The 19,724-nt window shown below is 65.3% G+C and carries 17 protein-coding genes; 10 read left to right on the forward strand and 7 right to left on the reverse strand.

Features of this window, described 5'->3' with window-relative positions:
• Positions 1–22 precede the first annotated feature (22 nt).
• The 3 genes from AWB70_RS18940 to cobA are packed head-to-tail and all read right to left on the reverse strand — an operon-like array spanning position 23 to position 2,510.
• Positions 23–1,144, reverse strand: coding sequence for a CmpA/NrtA family ABC transporter substrate-binding protein (locus tag AWB70_RS18940; RefSeq protein ID WP_053569553.1), 1,122 nt, complete (start codon positions 1,142–1,144; stop codon positions 23–25).
• Between the two features lie 15 nt (positions 1,145–1,159).
• On the reverse strand, positions 1,160–1,732 hold the full coding sequence (locus AWB70_RS18945; RefSeq protein ID WP_014251040.1) for an ANTAR domain-containing response regulator: 573 nt from the start codon (positions 1,730–1,732) through the stop codon (positions 1,160–1,162).
• Between the two features lie 10 nt (positions 1,733–1,742).
• Positions 1,743–2,510, reverse strand: a complete 768-nt coding sequence (gene cobA, locus AWB70_RS18950; RefSeq protein ID WP_053569857.1) for a uroporphyrinogen-III C-methyltransferase — start codon at positions 2,508–2,510, stop codon at positions 1,743–1,745.
• Between the two features lie 574 nt (positions 2,511–3,084).
• Here cobA and AWB70_RS18960 point away from each other — a divergent pair.
• The 10 genes from AWB70_RS18960 to AWB70_RS19000 all read left to right on the forward strand — a co-directional run bounded on the left by AWB70_RS18960 (position 3,085) and on the right by AWB70_RS19000 (position 14,720).
• A complete protein-coding gene (locus tag AWB70_RS18960; protein WP_053569551.1) occupies positions 3,085–4,410 on the forward strand; it encodes an MFS transporter in 1,326 nt (441 codons plus the stop codon).
• A 12-nt stretch (positions 4,411–4,422) separates the two neighbouring features.
• Positions 4,423–6,945, forward strand: a complete 2,523-nt coding sequence (nirB, locus tag AWB70_RS18965) for a nitrite reductase large subunit NirB (protein WP_053569550.1) — start codon at positions 4,423–4,425, stop codon at positions 6,943–6,945.
• Between the two features lie 19 nt (positions 6,946–6,964).
• The gene (nirD, locus tag AWB70_RS18970) at positions 6,965–7,309 is read left to right on the forward strand and encodes a nitrite reductase small subunit NirD (RefSeq protein ID WP_053569549.1); all 345 of its coding nucleotides are present in this window, start codon (positions 6,965–6,967) and stop codon (positions 7,307–7,309) included.
• On the forward strand, positions 7,306–8,580 hold the full coding sequence (locus AWB70_RS18975; RefSeq protein WP_053569548.1) for an NAD(P)/FAD-dependent oxidoreductase: 1,275 nt from the start codon (positions 7,306–7,308) through the stop codon (positions 8,578–8,580). The genes nirD and AWB70_RS18975 overlap by 4 nt, the downstream gene beginning before the upstream one ends.
• A complete protein-coding gene (locus AWB70_RS18980; RefSeq protein ID WP_053569547.1) occupies positions 8,571–11,297 on the forward strand; it encodes a nitrate reductase in 2,727 nt (908 codons plus the stop codon). Before AWB70_RS18975 ends, AWB70_RS18980 begins: the two co-directional genes overlap by 10 nt.
• Before the next feature lie 306 nt (positions 11,298–11,603).
• Positions 11,604–11,780, forward strand: a complete 177-nt coding sequence (locus AWB70_RS38780; protein ID WP_159680262.1) for a hypothetical protein — start codon at positions 11,604–11,606, stop codon at positions 11,778–11,780.
• A gap of 190 nt (positions 11,781–11,970) precedes the next feature.
• Entirely contained in the window at positions 11,971–12,321 is a 351-nt protein-coding gene (locus AWB70_RS18985) for a hypothetical protein (RefSeq protein ID WP_014251033.1), read from the forward strand.
• 122 nt (positions 12,322–12,443) lie between these two features.
• Positions 12,444–12,791, forward strand: coding sequence for a hypothetical protein (locus AWB70_RS18990; RefSeq protein WP_041732215.1), 348 nt, complete (start codon positions 12,444–12,446; stop codon positions 12,789–12,791).
• A gap of 144 nt (positions 12,792–12,935) precedes the next feature.
• Complete coding sequence (locus tag AWB70_RS18995; protein ID WP_041731751.1) at positions 12,936–13,940, forward strand: hypothetical protein; 1,005 nt, start codon at positions 12,936–12,938, stop codon at positions 13,938–13,940.
• A 153-nt stretch (positions 13,941–14,093) separates the two neighbouring features.
• Positions 14,094–14,720, forward strand: a complete 627-nt coding sequence (locus tag AWB70_RS19000) for a hypothetical protein (protein WP_053569856.1) — start codon at positions 14,094–14,096, stop codon at positions 14,718–14,720.
• A 16-nt stretch (positions 14,721–14,736) separates the two neighbouring features.
• On the opposite strand, the gene AWB70_RS19005 is transcribed toward AWB70_RS19000, so the two are convergent.
• From AWB70_RS19005 to AWB70_RS19020, 4 genes are all read right to left on the reverse strand, one after another.
• Positions 14,737–16,230, reverse strand: a complete 1,494-nt coding sequence (locus tag AWB70_RS19005) for a heavy metal sensor histidine kinase (protein ID WP_075644271.1) — start codon at positions 16,228–16,230, stop codon at positions 14,737–14,739.
• A complete protein-coding gene (locus AWB70_RS19010; RefSeq protein WP_014251028.1) occupies positions 16,227–16,940 on the reverse strand; it encodes a heavy metal response regulator transcription factor in 714 nt (237 codons plus the stop codon). Before AWB70_RS19010 ends, AWB70_RS19005 begins: the two co-directional genes overlap by 4 nt.
• A 96-nt stretch (positions 16,941–17,036) precedes the next feature.
• A complete protein-coding gene (locus tag AWB70_RS19015; protein ID WP_053569546.1) occupies positions 17,037–18,485 on the reverse strand; it encodes an efflux transporter outer membrane subunit in 1,449 nt (482 codons plus the stop codon).
• The gene (locus AWB70_RS19020; protein WP_053569545.1) at positions 18,482–19,705 is read right to left on the reverse strand and encodes an efflux RND transporter periplasmic adaptor subunit; all 1,224 of its coding nucleotides are present in this window, start codon (positions 19,703–19,705) and stop codon (positions 18,482–18,484) included. The genes AWB70_RS19015 and AWB70_RS19020 overlap by 4 nt, the downstream gene beginning before the upstream one ends.
• Positions 19,706–19,724 lie beyond the last annotated feature (19 nt).

A 19,724-nucleotide genomic window follows, 5' to 3' on the forward strand; every position in this document is an offset into this window, starting at 1 on the left:
AGATTCCATGGTAGGCGCTTTTCTACGCACGCACGCCGAAGCCCGCGACGTAAGCGGCCGCATCGCCGCCATCCCACACGCGGCCGTCGCAGAGCGTCGCCGCGCGCCGCTCGCCGGGCACCGCGATGCCCGCGGCCTGCGCCGCCTCGCGGTAAAGCGCGGTCTGATTGACGGCCCGCGCGATGGCGGCATCGTCGAGACCGGCGTCGAGCATGCCCCAGCGCCGGTATTGCGTGATGAACCACAGCCCGTCCGATATGCGCGGATAGTTGACCGCGCCGTCATCGAAGAAACGCAGCGGCAGCGCGCGCGCATCGCCGCCGTCGGGCGCGGCGAGGCGCGGCTCGATCAGCGCGCTTGGCACGCCGAGCAGCGCGGGCGACGCCAGCGCCTGCGCGATGTCCGCGCGATGCCCGGCCGTATCGAGCCAGGCGCACGCGTCGAGCAGGGTGCGCACGAGCGCGCGCGCCGTGTTCGGATTGAGCGCGACGAAATCGCGCCGGCACGCGAGCACCTTTTCCGGATGGTCCGGCCAGATCTCGCTCGTGTACGCGACCGTCCTGCCCGCGCCGCGCGCCTCGGCCACCGCGTGCCACGGCTCGCCCGCGCAGAAGCCGTCGAGCGCGCCTTCGACGAGGGCATCGGCCATGCGCGGCGGCGGAATCACGACGCTTTGCACGTCGCGCAACGGATGCACGCCGTTAGCCGCGAGCCAGTAGTACAGCCACATCGCGTGCGTGCCGGTCGGAAACGTCTGCGCGATGACAGGCTTGCGGCCGAGCGACGACAGCGCATCTTTGACGCTCGCGCCGTCGCGGATCGCGTCGGCGAGCGGGCCCGACAGCGTGATCGCCTGACCGTTGCGATTGAGGACCATCAGCACGGCCATGTCCGCTTGCGGTCCGCCGATGCCGAGCTGCACGCCGTACACGAGCCCGTAAAGCGCATGCGCCGCGTCGAGTTCGCCGGAGAGCAGCTTGTCGCGCACGGCGGCCCACGAAGGCTGACGGCATAGCTCGATGGTGATGCCGTGGCGCGCGCCGAGTTCGCGCAGCGCGGCGACGGCGAGCGGCGCGGCATCGGACAGCGCGACGAAGCCAAGCCGCAGATGCGTGCGCTCGGGCTGGGAAGAGGTGATGTTCATAAGATGTCGGTGAATCTAGAGCAGATCGGCCAGCGCGAGCAACTGGCGCGCGATTTCCGCGACCTTCACGCCCTGATCCATCGCGCGCTTGCGCAGCGCCGCGTAAGCCTCCTGCTCGGACATGCCGCGCTTGTCCATCAGAAGACGCTTCGCGCGGTCGATGACCTTGCGCTGTTCCAGTTCGTTCTCCACTTGCGCGAGGCGTTGCCGCAACTGTTCTTCGTGCGCGAAGCGTGCGAGCGCCACCTCGATGATCGGCGCGAGCCGCGCGCTCGCGAGCCCTTCGACGGAATACGCGGTCACGCCCGCGCCGACGGCCGCGCGAATGAACTGCTGATCGGCGTCGTTGCTGAACATCAGCACGGGACGCGGCGCGGCCTTGTTCATCACCGCGAGCTGTTCGAGCGTGTCGCGCGAAGGCGATTCGGTGTCGATGATGACGACATCCGGTTTCTGACTCTCGACGGCCTCGTGCAGCGCCGACGGCGCGGCGACTTCGGCGAGCATCTCATAGCCCATGCGCGCGAGTTGCTCGCGCAAGTCGCCGATGGGTTTGTCGGTGTCGGTGACGAGAAGAACGCGCAGCATGCGCGCCGCTTCACGCGGCATGAGCGAGTCCTTTTGTGTCGGCGGCACGCGCTGCGAATTCCGCCGCTTCGCCGATCGCCCCGCCGATGAGAATCACCGCCGGACTGCCGAGGCCAGCGTCGGCGGCCTCTTGCGCGAGCCGGTCGAGCGTCGTGACGAGGCGCTTTTCAATCGGCGATCCCGCGTTCTGCACGATCGCCGCCGGCGTGCTCGCGGGCAGTGCGTCGGAGAGCGCCGCCGTGAGGCTCGCGATGCGGCTCATGCCCATGTAGATCGCGAGCGTGGTGCCGGTTGCGGCGAGCGCGGCCCAGTCCGGCTGACCGTGATCCTGCATGTGCGCGGTGACGAAGGTCACGCCCTGGCAATGATCGCGATGCGTGAGCGAGATGCCGAGTCCCGCCGCCGCCGCGAAGCCCGACGACACGCCGTTGACGATCTCGACCGCGATATGCGCGTCGCGCAACGCCGCGATCTCTTCGCCCGCGCGTCCGAAAAGCAGCGCGTCGCCGCCTTTCACGCGCACCACATGCAGCCCTTTCTTCGCATAACGCTGCATGAGGCGCTGAATGAAGGCCTGCGGCGTCGATCTGCAGCCGCCGCGCTTGCCGACGCGAATCACGCGCGCATGCGGCGCGAGCGTGACGATGTCGGCGTTGGCGAGATCGTCGAGCAGCAGGATATCGGCGGCGGCGAGCGCCTTCGCGGCGCGCAAGGTGAGCAGGTCCAGATCGCCCGGGCCCGCGCTCAACAAGGTGACTTTGCCTGTGGTGGTGCTCATCGTTGCTTCCTGATTCTTTGCGTAGTGGGGCTGCATCGGCGGGGCAAACGCCGAAAGCGTCCGCTCGTGCCGCTGCACGAAGGGACGCCATTGTCCTTGCTTTTCACGTCGTCGTGCCGCGCGCGCCGTTGCTCGCGGCGCTTTCATCAATGCAATAAGCGGGCCATTGGACACTATGCGCGTCTTTCGCACTGTCGTTGTGCGTGGATCTCATGCGCGGCACCGGTTCGACGCGAACGTGCCTCGCGCAGGCGAACCGGATCGCATGAATCGAACGCACGGCATCAGTGCTGCGTCGCACCATCGCTGTGCCCGGCTGCATCGAAACATGACGTGCATCGCGGGCGCATCCGCGGTGCATGCATTGACAAGAGCCATACGCAGCAATGCTTTCCGGCCGATAGCGAGCGCATGGCATAGGCCTTGCCTTATGCCGTGTCATCGGATCAACGGCGATCCGTCCTGAATACAGCGCCCGGCAGGTTGCAGCCATGCGGGCATCGGACAACGGCGTCCCCCGCATTCGGCCAACCGGTCGCATGCGCGGGACGCCTTTCTTTTTTTGGGAAGGACGATGGACAAAGCCACCCGGATCGATCTCTTCAGCATGCGCAGCGCGCCGATGCGCGCGTTCCATCTCACGTGGATGGCGTTCTTCGTGTGCTTCTTCGCGTGGTTCGCGTGCGCGCCGCTCATGCCGCTCATCAAGCGCGAGTACGGTCTCACGGCCGATCAGATCGCCAACATCAATATCGCGGCGGTCGCCGTGACGATTCTCGTGCGTCTCGTCGTCGGCCCGATGTGCGATCGCTTCGGCCCGCGCCGCGTGTATAGCGCGCTGCTGCTCGCGGGTTCCCTGCCGGTGCTCGGCGCGGCGCTTTCGACGGGCTATGACAGCTTCCTGTGGTGCCGCCTCGCGATCGGCGCGATTGGCGCGAGCTTCGTCATCACGCAGTACCACACCTCGGTGATGTTCGCGCCGAACGTCGTCGGCACCGCGAATGCGACGACCGCCGGCTGGGGCAACGCAGGCGCGGGCGCGGCGCAGGCGATCATTCCGCTCCTCGTCGCAGCCGCGATCGCGCTCGGCGCGGGTGAAGCATCGGCATGGCGCGTCGCGCTGATCGTGCCGGGCATCGCGATGCCGGTCATGGCGTACTTCTACTGGCGCTACACGCAGGACTGCCCGCAAGGCGATTTCGCGACGCTGCGCCGCGCGGGCATCGCGATCGACGGCGGCAAGAAGGGCGGCTGGCAGAGCTTTCTCACGGCGTGCGCGAACTATCGCGTGTGGATGCTCTTCGTGACGTATGGCGCGTGCTTCGGCGTGGAAGTGTTCATCCACAACATCGCGGCCATCTACTACGTCGATCACTTCAATCTCACGCTCGGCCAGGCCGGCATGGCCGCGGGCAGCTTCGGCCTGCTCGCGCTGTTCGCCCGCGCGCTCGGCGGCTGGCTGTCCGACAAGGCGGCTGCCAAGCGCGGTCTCGACATTCGCGCGACGCTGCTCTTCGCGTTGATCGCGGGCGAAGGCATCGGCCTCTATGCGTTCGCGCATGCATCGAGCGTCGTGAGCGCCGTCGTCGCCATGCTCGCGTTCGGTCTCTTCACGCACATGGCCTGCGGCGCGACCTACGCGCTGGTGCCGTTCATCGATCGAAAGGCGCTCGGCGGCGTGGCCGGCGTGATCGGCGCGGGCGGCAATGTCGGCGCGGTCGCGGCGGGCTTCCTGATGAAAGGCCTCGGCAACGCGCAGGCGACGCTCTCGATGCTCGGCGTGATCGTCGCGGGCACGGCACTGTGTGCGCTCGCCGTGCGCTTCTCGCCGGAACACAAGGCACGCGAAGCCGCGCTGCGCGAAAGCGCGCTCGCAGCGAACAATGTCGTTGCAAACTAAAAAGGTATCCTGATGAAAATCGTCGTCATCGGCCACGGCATGGTCGGCCACAAGTTCCTCGAATGTCTCGCCGAGAGCGGCCAGCAGGCGCTCGACGTGACGGTGCTGTGCGAAGAACCTCGCGCCGCCTACGATCGCGTGCATCTCACCGGGTTCTTCACGGGCAAGTCGGCGGACGATCTTTCGCTCGTGCAGGAAGGCTTTTTCGAGCAGTCGGGCTATGTGCTGAAGCTCAACGCGCGCGCGGTCGCGATCGATCGCGCCGCGCGCACCGTGACGGCATCGAACGGCGATGTGCTGGCGTACGACAAGCTCGTGCTCGCGACCGGCTCGTATCCGTTCGTGCCGCCGGTCGAAGGCCGGGACCGCGAAGGCTGCTTCGTGTATCGCACGATCGAGGATCTCGAAGCGATGCAGGCCTTCGGCGCGCGCGCGAAGACCGGCACGGTGATCGGCGGCGGTTTGCTCGGGCTGGAAGCGGCGAAGGCGTTGCGCGACATGGGGCTCGCCACGCATGTCGTCGAATTCGCGCCGCGCCTGATGGCCGTGCAGGTCGACGACGGCGGCGGACGCGTGCTGCGCGGCAAGATCGAAGAACTCGGCGTGACGGTGCACACGGGCAAGAACACGCTCGCGATCGTCGAGGGCGAAGGCGCGGTCAATCGCATGAATTTCGCCGATGAAACGCATCTCGACACCGACATGATCGTGTTCTCGGCGGGCATTCGTCCGCGCGACGATATCGCGCGCGCGGCGGGCCTCGACATCGGCGCGCGCGGCGGCATCGTGATCGACGATGCATGCCGCACGAGCGATGCCGATATCTTCGCGATCGGCGAATGCGCGCTGTGGAAAGGGCAATTGTTCGGCCTCGTTGCGCCCGGTTACGACATGGCGCGCATCGTCGCCAAGCAGATCGCAGGCACAGAAGCCGCGTTCGCCGGCGCCGACATGAGCACGAAACTCAAGCTGATGGGCGTCGATGTGGCGAGCATCGGCGATGCGCACGGCAAGACGCCGGGCAGCCGCACGTATCAGTACAGCGACGAGCGCAAGCAGGTCTACAAGAAGCTCGTCGTGTCCGATTGCGGCAAGTTCCTGCACGGCGCGGTGATGGTCGGCGATGCGACGGAATACGGCACGCTGCTGCAAATGATGTTGAACAAGATCGAATTGCCCGAAGCGCCCGAGTTCCTGATCCTTCCTTCGAGCGATGGCAAGGCAAAGCCGGCGCTCGGCGTCGAAGCCTTGCCCGAAGCGGCGCAAATCTGCTCGTGCAACAACGTGAGCAAGGCGGAAATCTGCGCGGCGGTATGCGCAGGCGCGACGAGCATCGGCGCGATCAAGTCGTCATGCAAGGCGGGCGCGTCGTGCGGCGGCTGCGTGCCGCTCGTCACGCAGGTGATGAAGTCGGAGATGAAGCGGCAAGGCCTCGCCGTGAACAACCATATCTGCGAGCACTTTCCGTATTCGCGTCAGGAGCTGTATCACATCGCGCGCGTGGAAGGGCATCGCACATTCGGCGCGCTGCTCGCGAAGCATGGCAAAGGGCGCGGCTGCGATATCTGCAAGCCGGCTGTCGCGAACATTCTCGCGTCGTGCTGGAACGAATTCGTGCTGAAGAAGGAGCACGCGAGCCTGCAGGATTCGAACGATTACTACCTCGCCAACATTCAACGCGACGGCACGTATAGCGTCGTGCCGCGCATGCCGGGCGGCGAAGTGACGCCCGATGGTTTGATTGCGGTCGGTCAGGTCGCGAAGAAATACGGGCTTTATACGAAGATCACCGGCGGCCAGCGCGTGGATATGTTCGGCGCGCGCGTCGAGCAGTTGCCGTTCATCTGGGAAGAGCTGATCGAAGCGGGCTTCGAATCGGGCCATGCCTATGGCAAGGCGCTGCGCACAGTGAAGTCCTGCGTCGGCTCGACGTGGTGCCGCTATGGCGTCGGCGATTCGGTCGGTCTCGCGATCGAACTCGAAAACCGCTACAAGGGCCTGCGCACGCCGCACAAGATCAAGTTCGGCGTGTCGGGCTGCACGCGCGAATGCGCCGAAGCGCAAGGCAAGGACGTCGGCGTGATCGCGACGGAAAAGGGCTGGAATCTCTACGTGTGCGGCAACGGCGGCATGAAGCCGCGTCACGCCGAACTCATCGCCTCCGATCTCGATCACGACACGCTCGTGCGTTACATCGACCGCTTTCTGATGTTCTACGTGCGCACGGCGGACCGCTTGCAACGCACGAGCGTATGGCGCGACAACCTCGAAGGCGGCCTCGATTATCTGATCGACGTGGTCATCAACGACAAGCTCGAGATTGCCGCCGAACTCGAAGCGGAGATGCAGCTCGTGGTCGATACCTACGAAGACGAATGGAAGAAGGCCGTTACCGATCCGCATACGCGCAAGCGCTTCCGTCACTTCGTCAACAGCGACGCCGGCGATGCGAACGTGACGTTTGTCGAAGAGCGCGGCCAGATTCGTCCCGCGACGCTGGAAGAACGCAAGTCGAAGATCGTCGAAACCGTCTAACGCCCAGGAGAAAAACATCATGAACGACCGCATCGAACAGGACTGGACCGCCGTGTGCGAACTCGACGACATCGTGCCCGATACGGGCGTGTGCGCGCTCGTGAAGGGCACGCAGGTCGCGGTGTTTCATCTCGCGGGCGAAGACGCGGACCTCTATGCGATCGACAATTACGATCCGCATTCGCAGGCGGCGGTGCTCTCGCGCGGCATCGTCGGCAGCGTGGGCGAGCGCATCGTGGTGGCCTCGCCGATCTACAAGCAGCACTTCGATCTGCGCACCGGCGAATGCCTCGAAGCGCCGGAGCTTTCGGTGAGCGCGTATCGCGTGAAGGTCGCGGGCGGCAAGGTCTGGGTCGCCGCATGAAGACGGAATATGCGGTTGCGGGCATCGCCTCTTTGAACGGCGCGCCGGTGGCGCGGCAGCGCCTGGTCGTCGTCGGCAACGGCATGGCGGGCATGCGCACGGTCGAAGAGTTGCTGAAGATCGCGCCCGATCTGTACGACATCACCGTGTTCGGCGCGGAGCCGTACGGCAACTACAACCGCATTCTGCTGTCGCCGGTGCTCGCGGGTGAGAAGCGCGTCGACGACATCATTCTCAACACGCGCGAGTGGTACGACGCGAACGACATCACGCTGCATGCGGGCGACGCCGTGACCGAAATCGATCGCGTGCGGCGCATCGTGCGCTCGGAGAAGGGCGTCGAGGCGCGTTACGACCGGCTGCTGATCGCGACTGGTTCGAAGCCGTTCATCATTCCGGTCCCCGGTTGCGATCTCCCCGGTGTGATTGCATTCAGAGATATTCAGGATGTCGAAACGATGCTCGATGCGGCGCGCGATCATCGTCATGCGGTGATCATCGGCGGCGGCCTGCTCGGGCTCGAAGCGGCGAACGGCTTGCAGCGGCAGGGCATGTCGGTGACGGTCGTGCATGCGACCGATAGCCTGATGGATCGTCAACTCGACGCGAGCGCGGCCGCCTTGCTCAAACGCTCCCTCGAAGCAAAGGGGCTGCGCTTCGCCATGGCCACGCAGACCACCGCGATCATTGGGGAAGACCGCGTGCGCGCGGTGCGTTTCGCCGACGGCACGCAGATCGACGCCGACCTCGTCGTGATGACGGCGGGCGTGCGCCCGAATATCGCGCTGGCGCAGGCGTCGGGCCTGCATTGCGAACGCGCGATCGTCGTCGACGACACGCTGCAGACCTTCGATCCGCGCGTCTATGCGGTGGGCGAATGCGTGCAGCATCGTTCGGCGACCTTCGGTCTCGTCGCACCGATCTGGGATCAGGCGCGCGTGGCGGGCGCGCATCTCGCGGGCGCGGGGCATCGCCGCTATGTGCAGCGCGCGACCGCGACCAAGCTCAAGGTCACCGGCGTCGATCTGTATTCCGCGGGCGATTTCATCGGCGGCGACGGCAGCGAGGATCTCGTGCTGCGCGATCCGCGACGCGGCGTCTACAAGCGGCTCGTGCTGCAGGCGGGACGCCTGATCGGCGCGGTGCTGTATGGCGACGTGAAAGACGGCGGCTGGTACTTCGATCTCATTCAGGACCGCGCGGATGTCTCGCATCTGCGTGGCAGACTGTTGTTCGGCAAGGCGCTTTGCGAAAGTGAGATTTGCAATTGAGCATCCCAATCGTTCCAGTCAAAACCACGTGCCCCTATTGCGGCGTCGGCTGCGGCGTTCAGGCGTCGCCGAAGAGCGCGACGGAAGTCGTTATCGCCGGCGATGAAGCGCATCCGTCCAACTTCGGCCGCCTGTGCGTGAAAGGCTCGGCGCTCGGCGATACGGTCGGGCTCGATGGCCGTCTGCTCAATCCGAAATTGCGCGACAAGCGCAGCGGCGCGCTCACCGACGTTTCATGGGACGACGCCATCGGCACAGTGGCGGACGGCTTCGCGCGCATCGTCGAAGAGCACGGTCCGGACGCTGTCGCGCTGTATGTATCGGGCCAGTTGCTCACCGAGGATTACTACGTCGCGAACAAGCTGATGAAGGGCTACATCGGCAGCGCGAACATCGATACGAACTCGCGGCTGTGCATGTCGTCGTCGGTGGCGGGGCACAAGCGCGCGTTCGGCGAAGACCTCGTGCCGATGAGCTATGAGGATCTCGAACGCGCGGATCTCATCGTGCTCGTCGGCTCGAATACGGCATGGTGTCATCCGATTCTTTTCCAGCGCATCGTGAAGATGAAGGAGACGCGGCCCGATACGAAGATCGTCGTGATCGATCCGCGTCACACCGCGACGTGCGAGATGGCGGACCTGCATTTGCCGCTCAAGCCCGGCAGCGACGTGCGGCTCTTCAACGGCCTGCTCGCCTTTCTCGCGGAACACGGCGCGACGGATGCGGCTTTCGTCGATGCGCACACCCAGGGCTTCGACGCGGCGCTTGCGGCGGCCGGGCCTTGCGATCTCGCGCAAACCGCGAAGGACTGCAAGCTCGATCAGCACGACCTGATGACGTTCTATCGCCTGTTCGCACGCACCGAGCGCGTGGTGACGGTGTATTCGCAAGGCGTGAATCAGTCGAGCGCGGGCACGGACAAGGTCAACGGCATCATCAACTGCCATCTGCTGACGGGGCGTATCGGCAAGCCGGGCATGGGGCCGTTCTCGTTCACGGGACAGCCGAACGCGATGGGGGGACGCGAAGTCGGCGGTCTCGCCAATACGCTCGCGGCGCATCTTGAGTTCGGCGATTCGCTGCACGGCGACATCGTGCAGACGTTCTGGTCCTCGCCGAAGATCGCGCAACGTGCGGGCCTGAAGGCCGTCGACCTGTTCGATGCGATCGAAGCGGGCCGCGTGAAAGCGGTGTGGATCATGGGCACGAATCCGGTCGTCAGCCTGCCGGACGGCGATCGCGTGAAGCGCGCGCTCGAACAGTGCGAGCTCGTGGTGGCCTCGGACATCGTCGAGAAGACGGATACGAACGCCGTCGCCGATGTGCTGCTGCCCGCGCTCGGCTGGGGCGAAAAAGACGGCACGGTGACGAATTCGGAGCGGCGCATCTCGCGCCAGCGCGCCTTCGTTCCGGCGCCGGGCAACGCGCGCGCCGACTGGCGCATCGTCTGCGACGTGGCGCGGCGCATGGGTTTTGCAGGTTTCGATTTCGCGGGACCGCACGAGATTTTCGATGAGCACGCGCGTCTGTCTTCGTATCGCAACGACGCGTCCACGGGCGTCTATCGCGCATTCAACGTGGGCGGCCTGGCCGGCATGAGCCGCGCGCAATACGACGCGCTGAAGCCGGTTCAGTGGCCTTTGCTCGCAGCCGGCGAAGAGGGCGCGGCGCGTCTCTTCGAAGATGGCCGCTTCAGTCATGCGGACGGCCGCGCGCGCTTCATTGCGACGGTGCCGCGCGCGCCGGTCAACGCGCCCGATGAAGACCATCCGCTCGTGCTCAACACGGGCCGCGTGCGCGACCAATGGCACACGATGACGCGCACGGGCCGCTCCGCGAAGCTCGCGGGGCATATCGGCGAATCGTTCATCGACATGCATCCGCAGGACGCGCTTGCCTGCGGCGTGCGCGAGGGCGAACTCGCGCGCGTGGCGAGCCGTTGGGGTTCGATGGTCGCGCGCGTGCAGCACGGCGGCGGCATGCCGCGCGGCAGCGTCTTCGTGCCGATTCACTGGAACGATCAGGTCGCCTCCGATGCGCGCGTCGGCGCGGTGGTCAATCCCGTGGTCGATCCGGTATCGGGCGAACCGGAGTTCAAGCACACGCCGGTGTCGGTCGAGAAATTCCACGTCGCATGGCATGGGTTTTCGCTCTCACGCAGCACGCCCGATCTCGACCGCGTCACGCACTGGACGCGCGTGCATGGCACGCGTTTCGTGCGCTTCGAAATGGCGGGCCGCAATCGCTTCGATGCGGCGCATGGCGATCATCACGACTGGGCGCGCGCGCTCTTTCATATCGACGATCATCACGCGGACTGGATCGAATACGAGGACAAGAGCGCGGGCGTGTATCGCGCGGCGCATCTCGTGGACGACCGCATCGAGAGTTGCGTGTTCATCTCCGAGCGGCCCGATCTTCCCGCGCGCGCGTGGCTCGCGAGTCTCTTCGAGAAAGACCGTCTCGACGACGACGACCGCGCGAGCCTCCTGCTCGGCCAGCCGGCGGCCAGGGGTGAAGATACCGGACCGACCGTGTGCTCGTGCTTCGGCGTCGGACGCAATACGATCTGCAGCGCGATCCGCGAGAAGGGGCTGAAGAGCGCCGCGGAGATCACGTCGTGCCTCAAGGCCGGCGGCAATTGCGGGTCGTGCGTGCCGGAGTTGAAGAAGCTCATCGTCGAAACGGAAATGGCGCGGCTCAGCACGGTCTGATTGCCGGACTGCTGCTTGGGTCCGATGCACGAACGCGGGCGAACATCGTCCGCGTTTTTGCTTTTTACGCGCCGCATCTTCATGCGGATCCGTGGAAACCCGCGAAAACAGGGCGTTTGCGGGCTTCTGGTCTGTTCATATGAGCGCTGGCCAACCAAATTTCTCACGATTTGGTGTGACGTGAAGTTTAGTGTTGCCTGCCCCACGCTTGCCGCTTTTCATCTTCCGTACAGTCACCTCAAAACACAGGCACACAAAAAAGACCAGGTGCCTGAAACAACATAAAAGCGTGTTACGGGGATCGCGATGAAGAAGAACGCAAAGCAAATCGAAAGAGCGGAAGGCCTGCGCGCCGTGATCCGCTCGACGGGCACCATCAGCCCGTCCCAAGCCAGCCTCGACCTGACCGACTCGATGCACGAACGACGACTTCGTCCGATCGAAGTGCGCGCCGCTTCGGCTTTCGCATCGATTCCGATCTGATTCATCCGCGCCCGAAGCGCGACCCTCTTTCATACACCCGCTGAATTTTTCACACCGTTTCACCCAGGCGAAATTCAGGCAGGCGAATGAAATAGGAATACTAACGAAGTAGTTTTCACTGCCGTGCCAGCTACATACCGGCGTCGATGTAGCAGGGAATTACCGTGCGCCTTCACTTGGAGACATCACCATGCAACGCAAACTGATCGCAGCAGCCGCCGCTCTTTCGCTCGTTTCCGCCGCTGCTTTCGCAACGGGCACGAACTCCAGCTCGAGCTCGACGTCGGGCGGCACCTCCGCCGCCGCCGTGTACGGCTTCGGCTCGTTCACCGCGACCAACGCCGGCATCGCCAACGGCCACGCATCGGCCACGGCAGGACAAGGCCACGGCGTGACGGGCAACACGACCAATGCAACGACCGGCCACATCAACACGACGTCGGCGAGCGGCAAGGGCTTCGGCGGTTCGACGGCTACGGGCGTCTCGGGCGCCGACGCCGCGGCGAACGCCTGGAGCAAGCTCGGTGGCGGCTGGCGTTAAGCACCCCGTGAAGGACCGCGGACTTCGCCGCAACGGGGTTCGCTTGGTCCTACCGGTGTGAACGTGGTTCGAACAACAAAAAACGAAATCCAATCTTACCGATTCGATAAGGAATGCAAATCATGAAACGCACTCTCATCGCTGCCGCACTGCTCTCGCTGGTCTCCGTCTCCGCGATGGCCACGGGCACGAACTCCAGCTCGAGCTCGACCTCGGGCGGCTCGACCTCCGCTTCGGTCTCGGGCTTCGGCCACTTCACCGCCAGCAACTACGGCACGGCCAATGGCAACGCGCAGTCGGTCGCCGGCAACATGTTCGGCGTGACGGGCAACAAGACCAACGCCACGACCAGCCACACCAACACGTCGAACGTCGGCGGATTCGGACACGGCACGTCGTCGGCAGGCGGCACCTCGGGCGCGGACGCAGCGGCCAATGCATGGAGCAAACTCGGCGGCGGCTGGCGCTAAGCCGACCGTGAGCCACGGCAGGGGCGGCGTCATCACGAGACGCGTGCTTGCGCGACACCGCCTTTGCCGAATCTATAAAAAAACTCTAAGCCGTCCGGGGTCGTCATGTGCCGTGACGTTCCCCTTTCCTTCCGGAGAACCAAAATGAACAAGACCACTTTGCAACTGGCATGTGCGGTGCTGTTCTGCGCAGCGCAACTTGCCCACGCTGACACCACGGCCAATTCCTCGTCGGGCTCCGTCTCGGGGTCGACTTCGACCGGCATCGGTCAGGGCGGGGGATCGAGCCTGAATAACATCGGCACGTCGGCGAATTCGACGGCCAACACCAGTTCCAATTCATCGTCGGTCGGCGGCCTGGGCGTGGCGAACGCCAACGGCGGCCGTTCGTCGGCGCAAGGCGGTTCGTCGAACGTCAACATCTCGCTTTCCATGCCGGCGCTTGCAAATTCCAGCACGGGCGCGAACGGCTCGGGCTCCGCCGGCACGGGCTCCACCAGCGGCACGGACGCGACTGGCAAGGCCTCCACCGGCCCCGGCACGAGCGCGTTCGACACGCGCACGACCGTCGATTACAACCAGAGCTCGTACTCGGTGCGCACGACGCCGTCGATCGCCGCGCCCGCGCTCACGACGACGCTGTCCGACACCTGCATGGGCTCGGCGAGCTTCGGCCTGTCGATCACGGGCTTCGGCGCGACCGGCGGCACGACGCTCGTCGATCAGGCTTGCGTGCGCCGTCTCGATGCGCGTGAATTCCGCGCGATGGGCCTGACCGATGTCGCGCTCGCGCTCCTGTGCCAGAGCGATGCGAATCGCCGCGCGGTGGAAGCGACCGGCCATCTGTGCCCGGGCACGACCACGCCGCTCGCGAAGTCGGGCGCGGACGCCGTTCTTTCGGATGACGAAAAGTTTCGCGATCCGCTGATTCGCGCGCGCCTCGGCCTGCCCGTGACCGCCGCGAACAATCCGGACGTCAACCTGAAGACGCAGGACGCCGCCAAGCAGGCGCAGCCCGCGCCCGCGAAGCAGGTTGCGCAGCCGACGCCGGTCGCGGCCCGGGCGTACGATAAGGCTGACGTGTCGGATGGCGTCGAAGTGGCGAGCACGCCCATCGGCGAAAAGATCGAAGTCTCGCTGGTGCAGTGAGGAAGCGGTACATCCAGGGCTCAATTGCGCTCTGGAGCAGAAGAGGCGCGCCCGAGCGATCGGGCCGTCTCTCCCTTTGAAGGGTTGGCTCTGAAAGACTGGTCCCGGAGAGTCAACCCTCGTTTTCCCGCTTAGGTTTGCATGAGGCAGGCGATGAAAAGTCAGAAGAAAACAGCGGCCATCGCGCTCGCGGCGGCAGCGATGATCTCGATGATGCCGATGCACGCACACGCCGACGCCAGCGGCGGCCTGATCTGGGCCGCGAACCCGGCGGGGGTGCAGGCGATGCCCGACGCGCAGGCGCTCGCGCTCTTGCCTTCGAGCGGTTACGTGCCCTTGGAGACCGCGGGCGGCAAGTGCCTGCTCGTCGCGCGGCGCGGCACGAAGATCGTCGCGGTGGAGCTGTCGCCGCTTGCGATCGGCACGAAGATCATCGGATGGAAGCCGCAGGAAATCGACATGAGCACGCTCACGTCGAAGTGGGGCTACGTGCCGCCGAAATCGTCGATCGATACGAAGAGCTTCGGCAATCCCGTCACGAACACGCTCTCCGCGCAGAGCAAGACCGATACGTCGAAGGGCGGAACGTTCGCGCGCGCGAGCAGCTGGAGCAACGGCAACGTGGAAGCGCATAGCAGCGCGATCGCCTCGGCCAACGGCGAGACGGAAGCCGCCGAATCCGTGACGGTGAACGGCAAGACGTATCGCAAATACAGCCATTTCAAGCCGGCCACGGCAGACGCGCCGGTCGCGGCATCGGACGAATATTTCTGTCAGTGAAGCGCGCGGGCGCGCCTCATGTCGCGGCGGATTTCGTTTCGACGACCGGCGGAACCGGCAGCGCCACATCGTGCGTGGGCCGCGTCTCGTTGCCGAAACGCGCGACCGAGAACGAGAACGTGTTGATGCCGTTCGTGCTCGTCGCGGACACCGTGCCGCGATGCATCTCCGCCACCGCCTTGACGATGGCGAGCCCGAGGCCGTGATTCTCGCGGCTGTTCGTGCGCGAACTTTCCGCGCGATAGAAACGGTCGAAGAGATGCGCCATCACTTGCGGCTGAATCGGCTCGCCCGGATTGGCCACCGCAATGCGCACGCGCCCATGTTCGCGCGTGACCGAGACGGCGATCGTCGCACCGGGCGCGCAATGCTGAATCGCGTTCATCACGAGATTGGTCAGCGCGCGTCCGAATAGCGACGTGTTGACGAAAGCGCGGGCGTCGCCGCTTGCGGTCGCACCGACCTGCGCTTCCTCCAGCGGAATCTCGAGAAACTCCAGCGTGCGATTGACTTCCGCCGCGAGCGACACTTCGACGAGCCCCGTCGCGCGTTCGCCCTGATCGGCGCGCGCCAGAAACAGCATGTCGTTGATGATCGCGCGCACGCGTTCGAACTCTTCGAGATTCGATTGCAGCGTATGACGCAGTTCGTCGATGGAGCGATCGCGCGTCAACGCCACTTCCGTCTGACCGATGAGGATCGTGACCGGCGTGCGCAATTCGTGCGCGACATCGGCGTTGAAGGATTCGAGCCGCCCGTAGGCGTGATCGAGCCGTTCGAGCGCGCCATTGAAGGACTTCGCGAGATCTTCCAGCTCCATCGGCAGCGCGCGCGTATTGAGGCGTTGCGAGCGGTTGGTCGGGCTCAGCTTCGATGCATCGCGCGTGAGCCGCGTGAGCGGCGCGAGACCGAGGCGCGCGACGGAATAGCTGAGCAGCAGCACCGCGACGGTCGAGAGCGCCATGAACGCGGCGAGCGCAAGACCGAACGCGCGCATCGTGTGAACGTTGGGCGAACAGTCGATCGCGACGAAGAGCTGCAAGGGCGGACGGTCCGCGTTCGGCGGAATCGTCAGCGTGGTCATCAGCATGTCGTAGGCGCGGTCTTTGGGGCGAAAGCGTTCATAGCCGCCCAGCACGCGTTTGATGACGCGGCCCTCGGGCGGCGCGCCGTACTCGAAGCGCGGGTCATTGCTGGACACGGCGAAGAGCGTGGAGCCGTCGCGCGGCGTGATGTCCGCGAGCTTCTCTTTGGCGATCTTCCACTTGTCCGGGTTCGATACGTGCGTGACGATGAGCCGCGCAATCTCCGCGCGATTGTCGAGCGAGTCGCGCAAGTGCTGCTCCAGTTGCACACGCAGCACGAGAAAGAGCCCTGAGCCGACGAGCGAAAACACGAACAGCGCAACGAGCGCGAACATCACGGCGAGACGCCGCGAGATGGAGCGCTGCGTGCGCGGTTCGTTCGCGTCGCCGCGCTCGTGCGGCGACGACGTCCACTGCGTGTTCATGATGGTCTCGCGTCTTCCCTGGCGTCGCGCGTGTCGCGGACTTCGCGCACTTCGAGCACGTAGCCCATGCCGCGCACGGTATGCAGCAGTTTCGTGCGGAACGGTCCGTCGAGTTTCGCGCGCAAACGCTTGATCGCCGTTTCGACGACGTTCGTGTGGCTTTCGAAATCGACTTCCCAGACGAGTTCGGTGATCGCGGTCTTCGACAGGATATCGCCGTGACGGCGCGCGAGCACCGAGAGCAGTTGAAACTCTTTCGCGGTGAGATCGAGCCGCACGCCATCGCGCGTCGCGCGCCGGCCGATCAGATCGACATACAGATCGCCCACGGAGATGAGCGTGGATTCCTGCGCGCGCGTGCGGCGCGCGAGCGCGTGCAACCGCTCGACCAGTTCGAGGAACGAGAAGGGCTTGGTCAGATAATCGTCCGCGCCTTCGCGCAAGCCGCGCACGCGATCGTTGATGTGATCGCGCGCGGTGAGCATGATGACGGGCGTGGACTTCTGCATGCGCAGCGCCTTCAGCACCGCGAAGCCGTCGCGTCTTGGCAGCATGACGTCCAGCACGATCACGTCGTAGTCGTATTCGATGGCGAGATGCGTGCCTTCCTCGCCGTCCATCGCGACATCGACGACCCAGCCTTGCTCGGTCAGGCCCGAGCGCAGGTAGTCCACCACTTTATGTTCGTCTTCGACTATCAGGACTTTCATGCCTGGCACCTGTGCGCGTTCAGTGTGTGCTTACCGTGTTGTTCAACTGCTCACTATACGAGCCTCGCGGGCTTCGTGCTTGTTTTGCTTACGTTTCTACTGGGTCTGACGCGTCGAGTCCGCGATCTTTTCCGCGTCGTTCGCGTCCCAGCCGCCACCCAGCGCCTTCACCAGCGCCACCGACGTGGTGCGCTGCTGGCCGCGAATCTGCACATCCTGACGCTGGCTCGTGAGCAATTGCTGCTGCGCGGTGATGACGTCGAGATACGCGACGAGCCCGCCGGAATAACGGTCGTTCGCAAGCGACAGCAAGCGTTGCGCGTCGACGACGGCCGCATGCGATTGCTTCGCCGCGCCATCCAGCACCGACAATCCGACGATGCCGTCCTGCACTTGCTGAAACGCGCCGAGCACCGTCTGCCTATAGTTCGCGACCGCCGCGGCGTATCCTTCGTTGGCGAAATCGACGCCCGCCGCGCGCCGTCCGCCATCGAATACGACCTGGCTCGCCATCGTGCCGATGGTCCACAAGAGACTCGGCGCGGAAATCAGGCTTGAAAACGCGGTGCTTTCCCAGCCGATCGCGCCGTTCAGCGTGACGCTCGGAAAGAACGCTGCCTTGGCGACGCCGATTTGCGCATTGGCCGCGGCCATCGCGCGCTCGGCCGAGGCAACGTCGGGCCTGCGCTGCAGCACGTCGCTGGGCACGCCGAGCGGAATCGGCGGCAGCGCGGCGTCGTCCAGCGCGGGGGCGATCGAGAATTGCGGTGCGGGCGTGCCGACGAGCGCGGCGATCGCATGCTCGAACTGCGCGCGCTGATTCACGAGCAGTTGCGCCTGCACGCGCGTCTGGTCGAGCAGCGCCTGCTGCTGCAAGACGTCGAGGCCCGACACGGCGCCCAGATCGTGCTGCGCTTTCACATAGTCGAGCGCTTTCTTCTGCAGATCGACGGAGCGGTTCAGCACGTCGATTTCCGCATCGAGCTCGCGCATCGAAAAGTAATCGCTCGCGAGATCGGTCGTGAGCACGAGGCGCGCATTGGCGAGATCGTCGCGCGACTGATCGGCGCTCGCATGCGCGGCTTCCACTTCGCGCCGGATGCGGCCGAAGAGATCGACGTCGTAATTGACGCTCGGCGCGAGCTTCAAATCGTTCTGCACTGTGGAACTGCTCGGCGTCGCGTAGTTGGTGACGGGCCGGTTGCGCGATACGCGCGTGCGCGAGGCGTTCGCGCCGAGATCGACTTCGGGCAGCGCGAGCGCCGATGTTTGTGCGAGCGTCGCGCGGGCCTGCGCGTAATGCGCGCTCGCGGCGGCGAGCGTCTGATTCTGCGCGAGCGCCTGCGTTTCGAGGCCGCTCAGCGTGGCGTCGCTGAAAGACTGCCACCAGTCGAGCGCGAGCGGCGCATGCGAAGGCTCGCCCACGCGCCAGTACGAATCCGTTTTCCAGTCGGGCGGGGTCTCGGCGACGGGTCGGCGATAATCCGGCCCGACCGTGCAGGCCGCGAGCATCGATACCAGCGTGAGGCAAAGCGCGGCTTTCATGATGCGGCCTTGTTGCCCGCCGCGGGCTGAGCGACGACGACATGATCGCCGTCCGCGATCGAATCGCTCGGGTTGATGATGACCTTGTCGCTTGCATCGACGCCGCTTTCGATTTCGAGCGATTGCCCGAGATCCTGCGCGATCACGACCTTGTGAAGATGCACGACACCGTTCGCATCCACGACCGCGAGACGCGGGCCTTCCGCGCGAAACAGCAGCGCGTTGCCCGGCACGAGCAGGCGCGCATGCGCGGCGGCGGGCAGCGCGACCTGCACATACGCGCCGGGACGCAGGCGGCCATCGGGATTGGGCAGCGTCACTTCGATCTGCAAGGAGCGCGTGGGCACGTCGATCGCGCCGGAGACATGCGTGATCTTGCCGTGGAACTGCTCGCCCGGCAGTTCGGCCTGCGTCACGGTCACGTCCTGACCGGCGCGCGCGCTCTGCGCATACGCCTGCGGCATCTGCACGAACACGCGCAACGGATCGGACTGCGCGAGCGCGAAGAGCGCGCGGCTCGTGCCGCTGCCCGCATCGATGAGATCGCCCACATCCACGTTGCGCTGCGTGACGACGCCCGCGAACGGCGCGACGATGCGCTTGAACGATTCGAGCTGACGCAGACGCTTCACATTGGCATCGGCGGCGGCGAGATTCGCGACGTCCTGGTTGTAGGTGCTTTGACGTTCGTCGAGCTCCTGCTGCGAGACCGCGTCGCGCTCACGCAATTGCTGCCAGCGTTGCAGCGAGCTTTTCGCAAGCCCCAGGCTCGATGCGGTCTGATCGCGCTGCGCGACCGCCTGCGCGAGCTCCTGATCGATCTCGGGCGTATCGAGATCGGCGAGCAGCTGGCCTTGCTTCACGCGCGCGCCGATATCGACATACCAGTGCAGCAGATAACCCGTCGCGCGTGCGTAGATCGGCGATTCGACAAAGCCGCGCAAGGTGCCCGGCAAGGTCGTTTCACCGCCGCCGTCGGTCTGCGTGGGCGCGACGACGTTCACGTATTGCTGCGCGTTTTGCTGCGTGCGCGCGGTCATCGAGCGGTTGTGCATCATGTCGCTGACGACGGTGCGCGCGGCGCCGATCGCGAGCAGCGCGAGCACGATGACGAGCGCGATCTTCGCGCGTTTCCATTCGACATTGCGCGGCGGCAGCGCGGGCCCTTCGTTCGGGTCGCGTGCGGGAATCGCAAGCGATGCGTGGTTCTTTTCGGTCATGTTCGTCTTGATGCCGTGA

Origin of the sequence: Caballeronia cordobensis, assembly GCF_001544575.2 — a bacterium.
Classification (GTDB): domain Bacteria; phylum Pseudomonadota; class Gammaproteobacteria; order Burkholderiales; family Burkholderiaceae; genus Caballeronia; species Caballeronia cordobensis.

Coding starts and splice junctions, on each gene's coding strand:
- AWB70_RS18940 (WP_053569553.1), bottom strand. CDS start 1,144: ATGAACATCACCTCTTCCCAGCCCGAGCGCACGCATCTGCGGCTTGGC.
- AWB70_RS18945 (WP_014251040.1), bottom strand. CDS start 1,732: ATGCTGCGCGTTCTTCTCGTCACCGACACCGACAAACCCATCGGCGAC.
- cobA (WP_053569857.1), bottom strand. CDS start 2,510: ATGAGCACCACCACAGGCAAAGTCACCTTGTTGAGCGCGGGCCCGGGC.
- AWB70_RS18960 (WP_053569551.1), top strand. CDS start 3,085: ATGGACAAAGCCACCCGGATCGATCTCTTCAGCATGCGCAGCGCGCCG.
- nirB (WP_053569550.1), top strand. CDS start 4,423: ATGAAAATCGTCGTCATCGGCCACGGCATGGTCGGCCACAAGTTCCTC.
- nirD (WP_053569549.1), top strand. CDS start 6,965: ATGAACGACCGCATCGAACAGGACTGGACCGCCGTGTGCGAACTCGAC.
- AWB70_RS18975 (WP_053569548.1), top strand. CDS start 7,306: ATGAAGACGGAATATGCGGTTGCGGGCATCGCCTCTTTGAACGGCGCG.
- AWB70_RS38780 (WP_159680262.1), top strand. CDS start 11,604: ATGAAGAAGAACGCAAAGCAAATCGAAAGAGCGGAAGGCCTGCGCGCC.
- AWB70_RS18985 (WP_014251033.1), top strand. CDS start 11,971: ATGCAACGCAAACTGATCGCAGCAGCCGCCGCTCTTTCGCTCGTTTCC.
- AWB70_RS18990 (WP_041732215.1), top strand. CDS start 12,444: ATGAAACGCACTCTCATCGCTGCCGCACTGCTCTCGCTGGTCTCCGTC.
- AWB70_RS18995 (WP_041731751.1), top strand. CDS start 12,936: ATGAACAAGACCACTTTGCAACTGGCATGTGCGGTGCTGTTCTGCGCA.
- AWB70_RS19000 (WP_053569856.1), top strand. CDS start 14,094: ATGAAAAGTCAGAAGAAAACAGCGGCCATCGCGCTCGCGGCGGCAGCG.
- AWB70_RS19005 (WP_075644271.1), bottom strand. CDS start 16,230: ATGAACACGCAGTGGACGTCGTCGCCGCACGAGCGCGGCGACGCGAAC.
- AWB70_RS19010 (WP_014251028.1), bottom strand. CDS start 16,940: ATGAAAGTCCTGATAGTCGAAGACGAACATAAAGTGGTGGACTACCTG.
- AWB70_RS19015 (WP_053569546.1), bottom strand. CDS start 18,485: ATGAAAGCCGCGCTTTGCCTCACGCTGGTATCGATGCTCGCGGCCTGC.
- AWB70_RS19020 (WP_053569545.1), bottom strand. CDS start 19,705: ATGACCGAAAAGAACCACGCATCGCTTGCGATTCCCGCACGCGACCCG.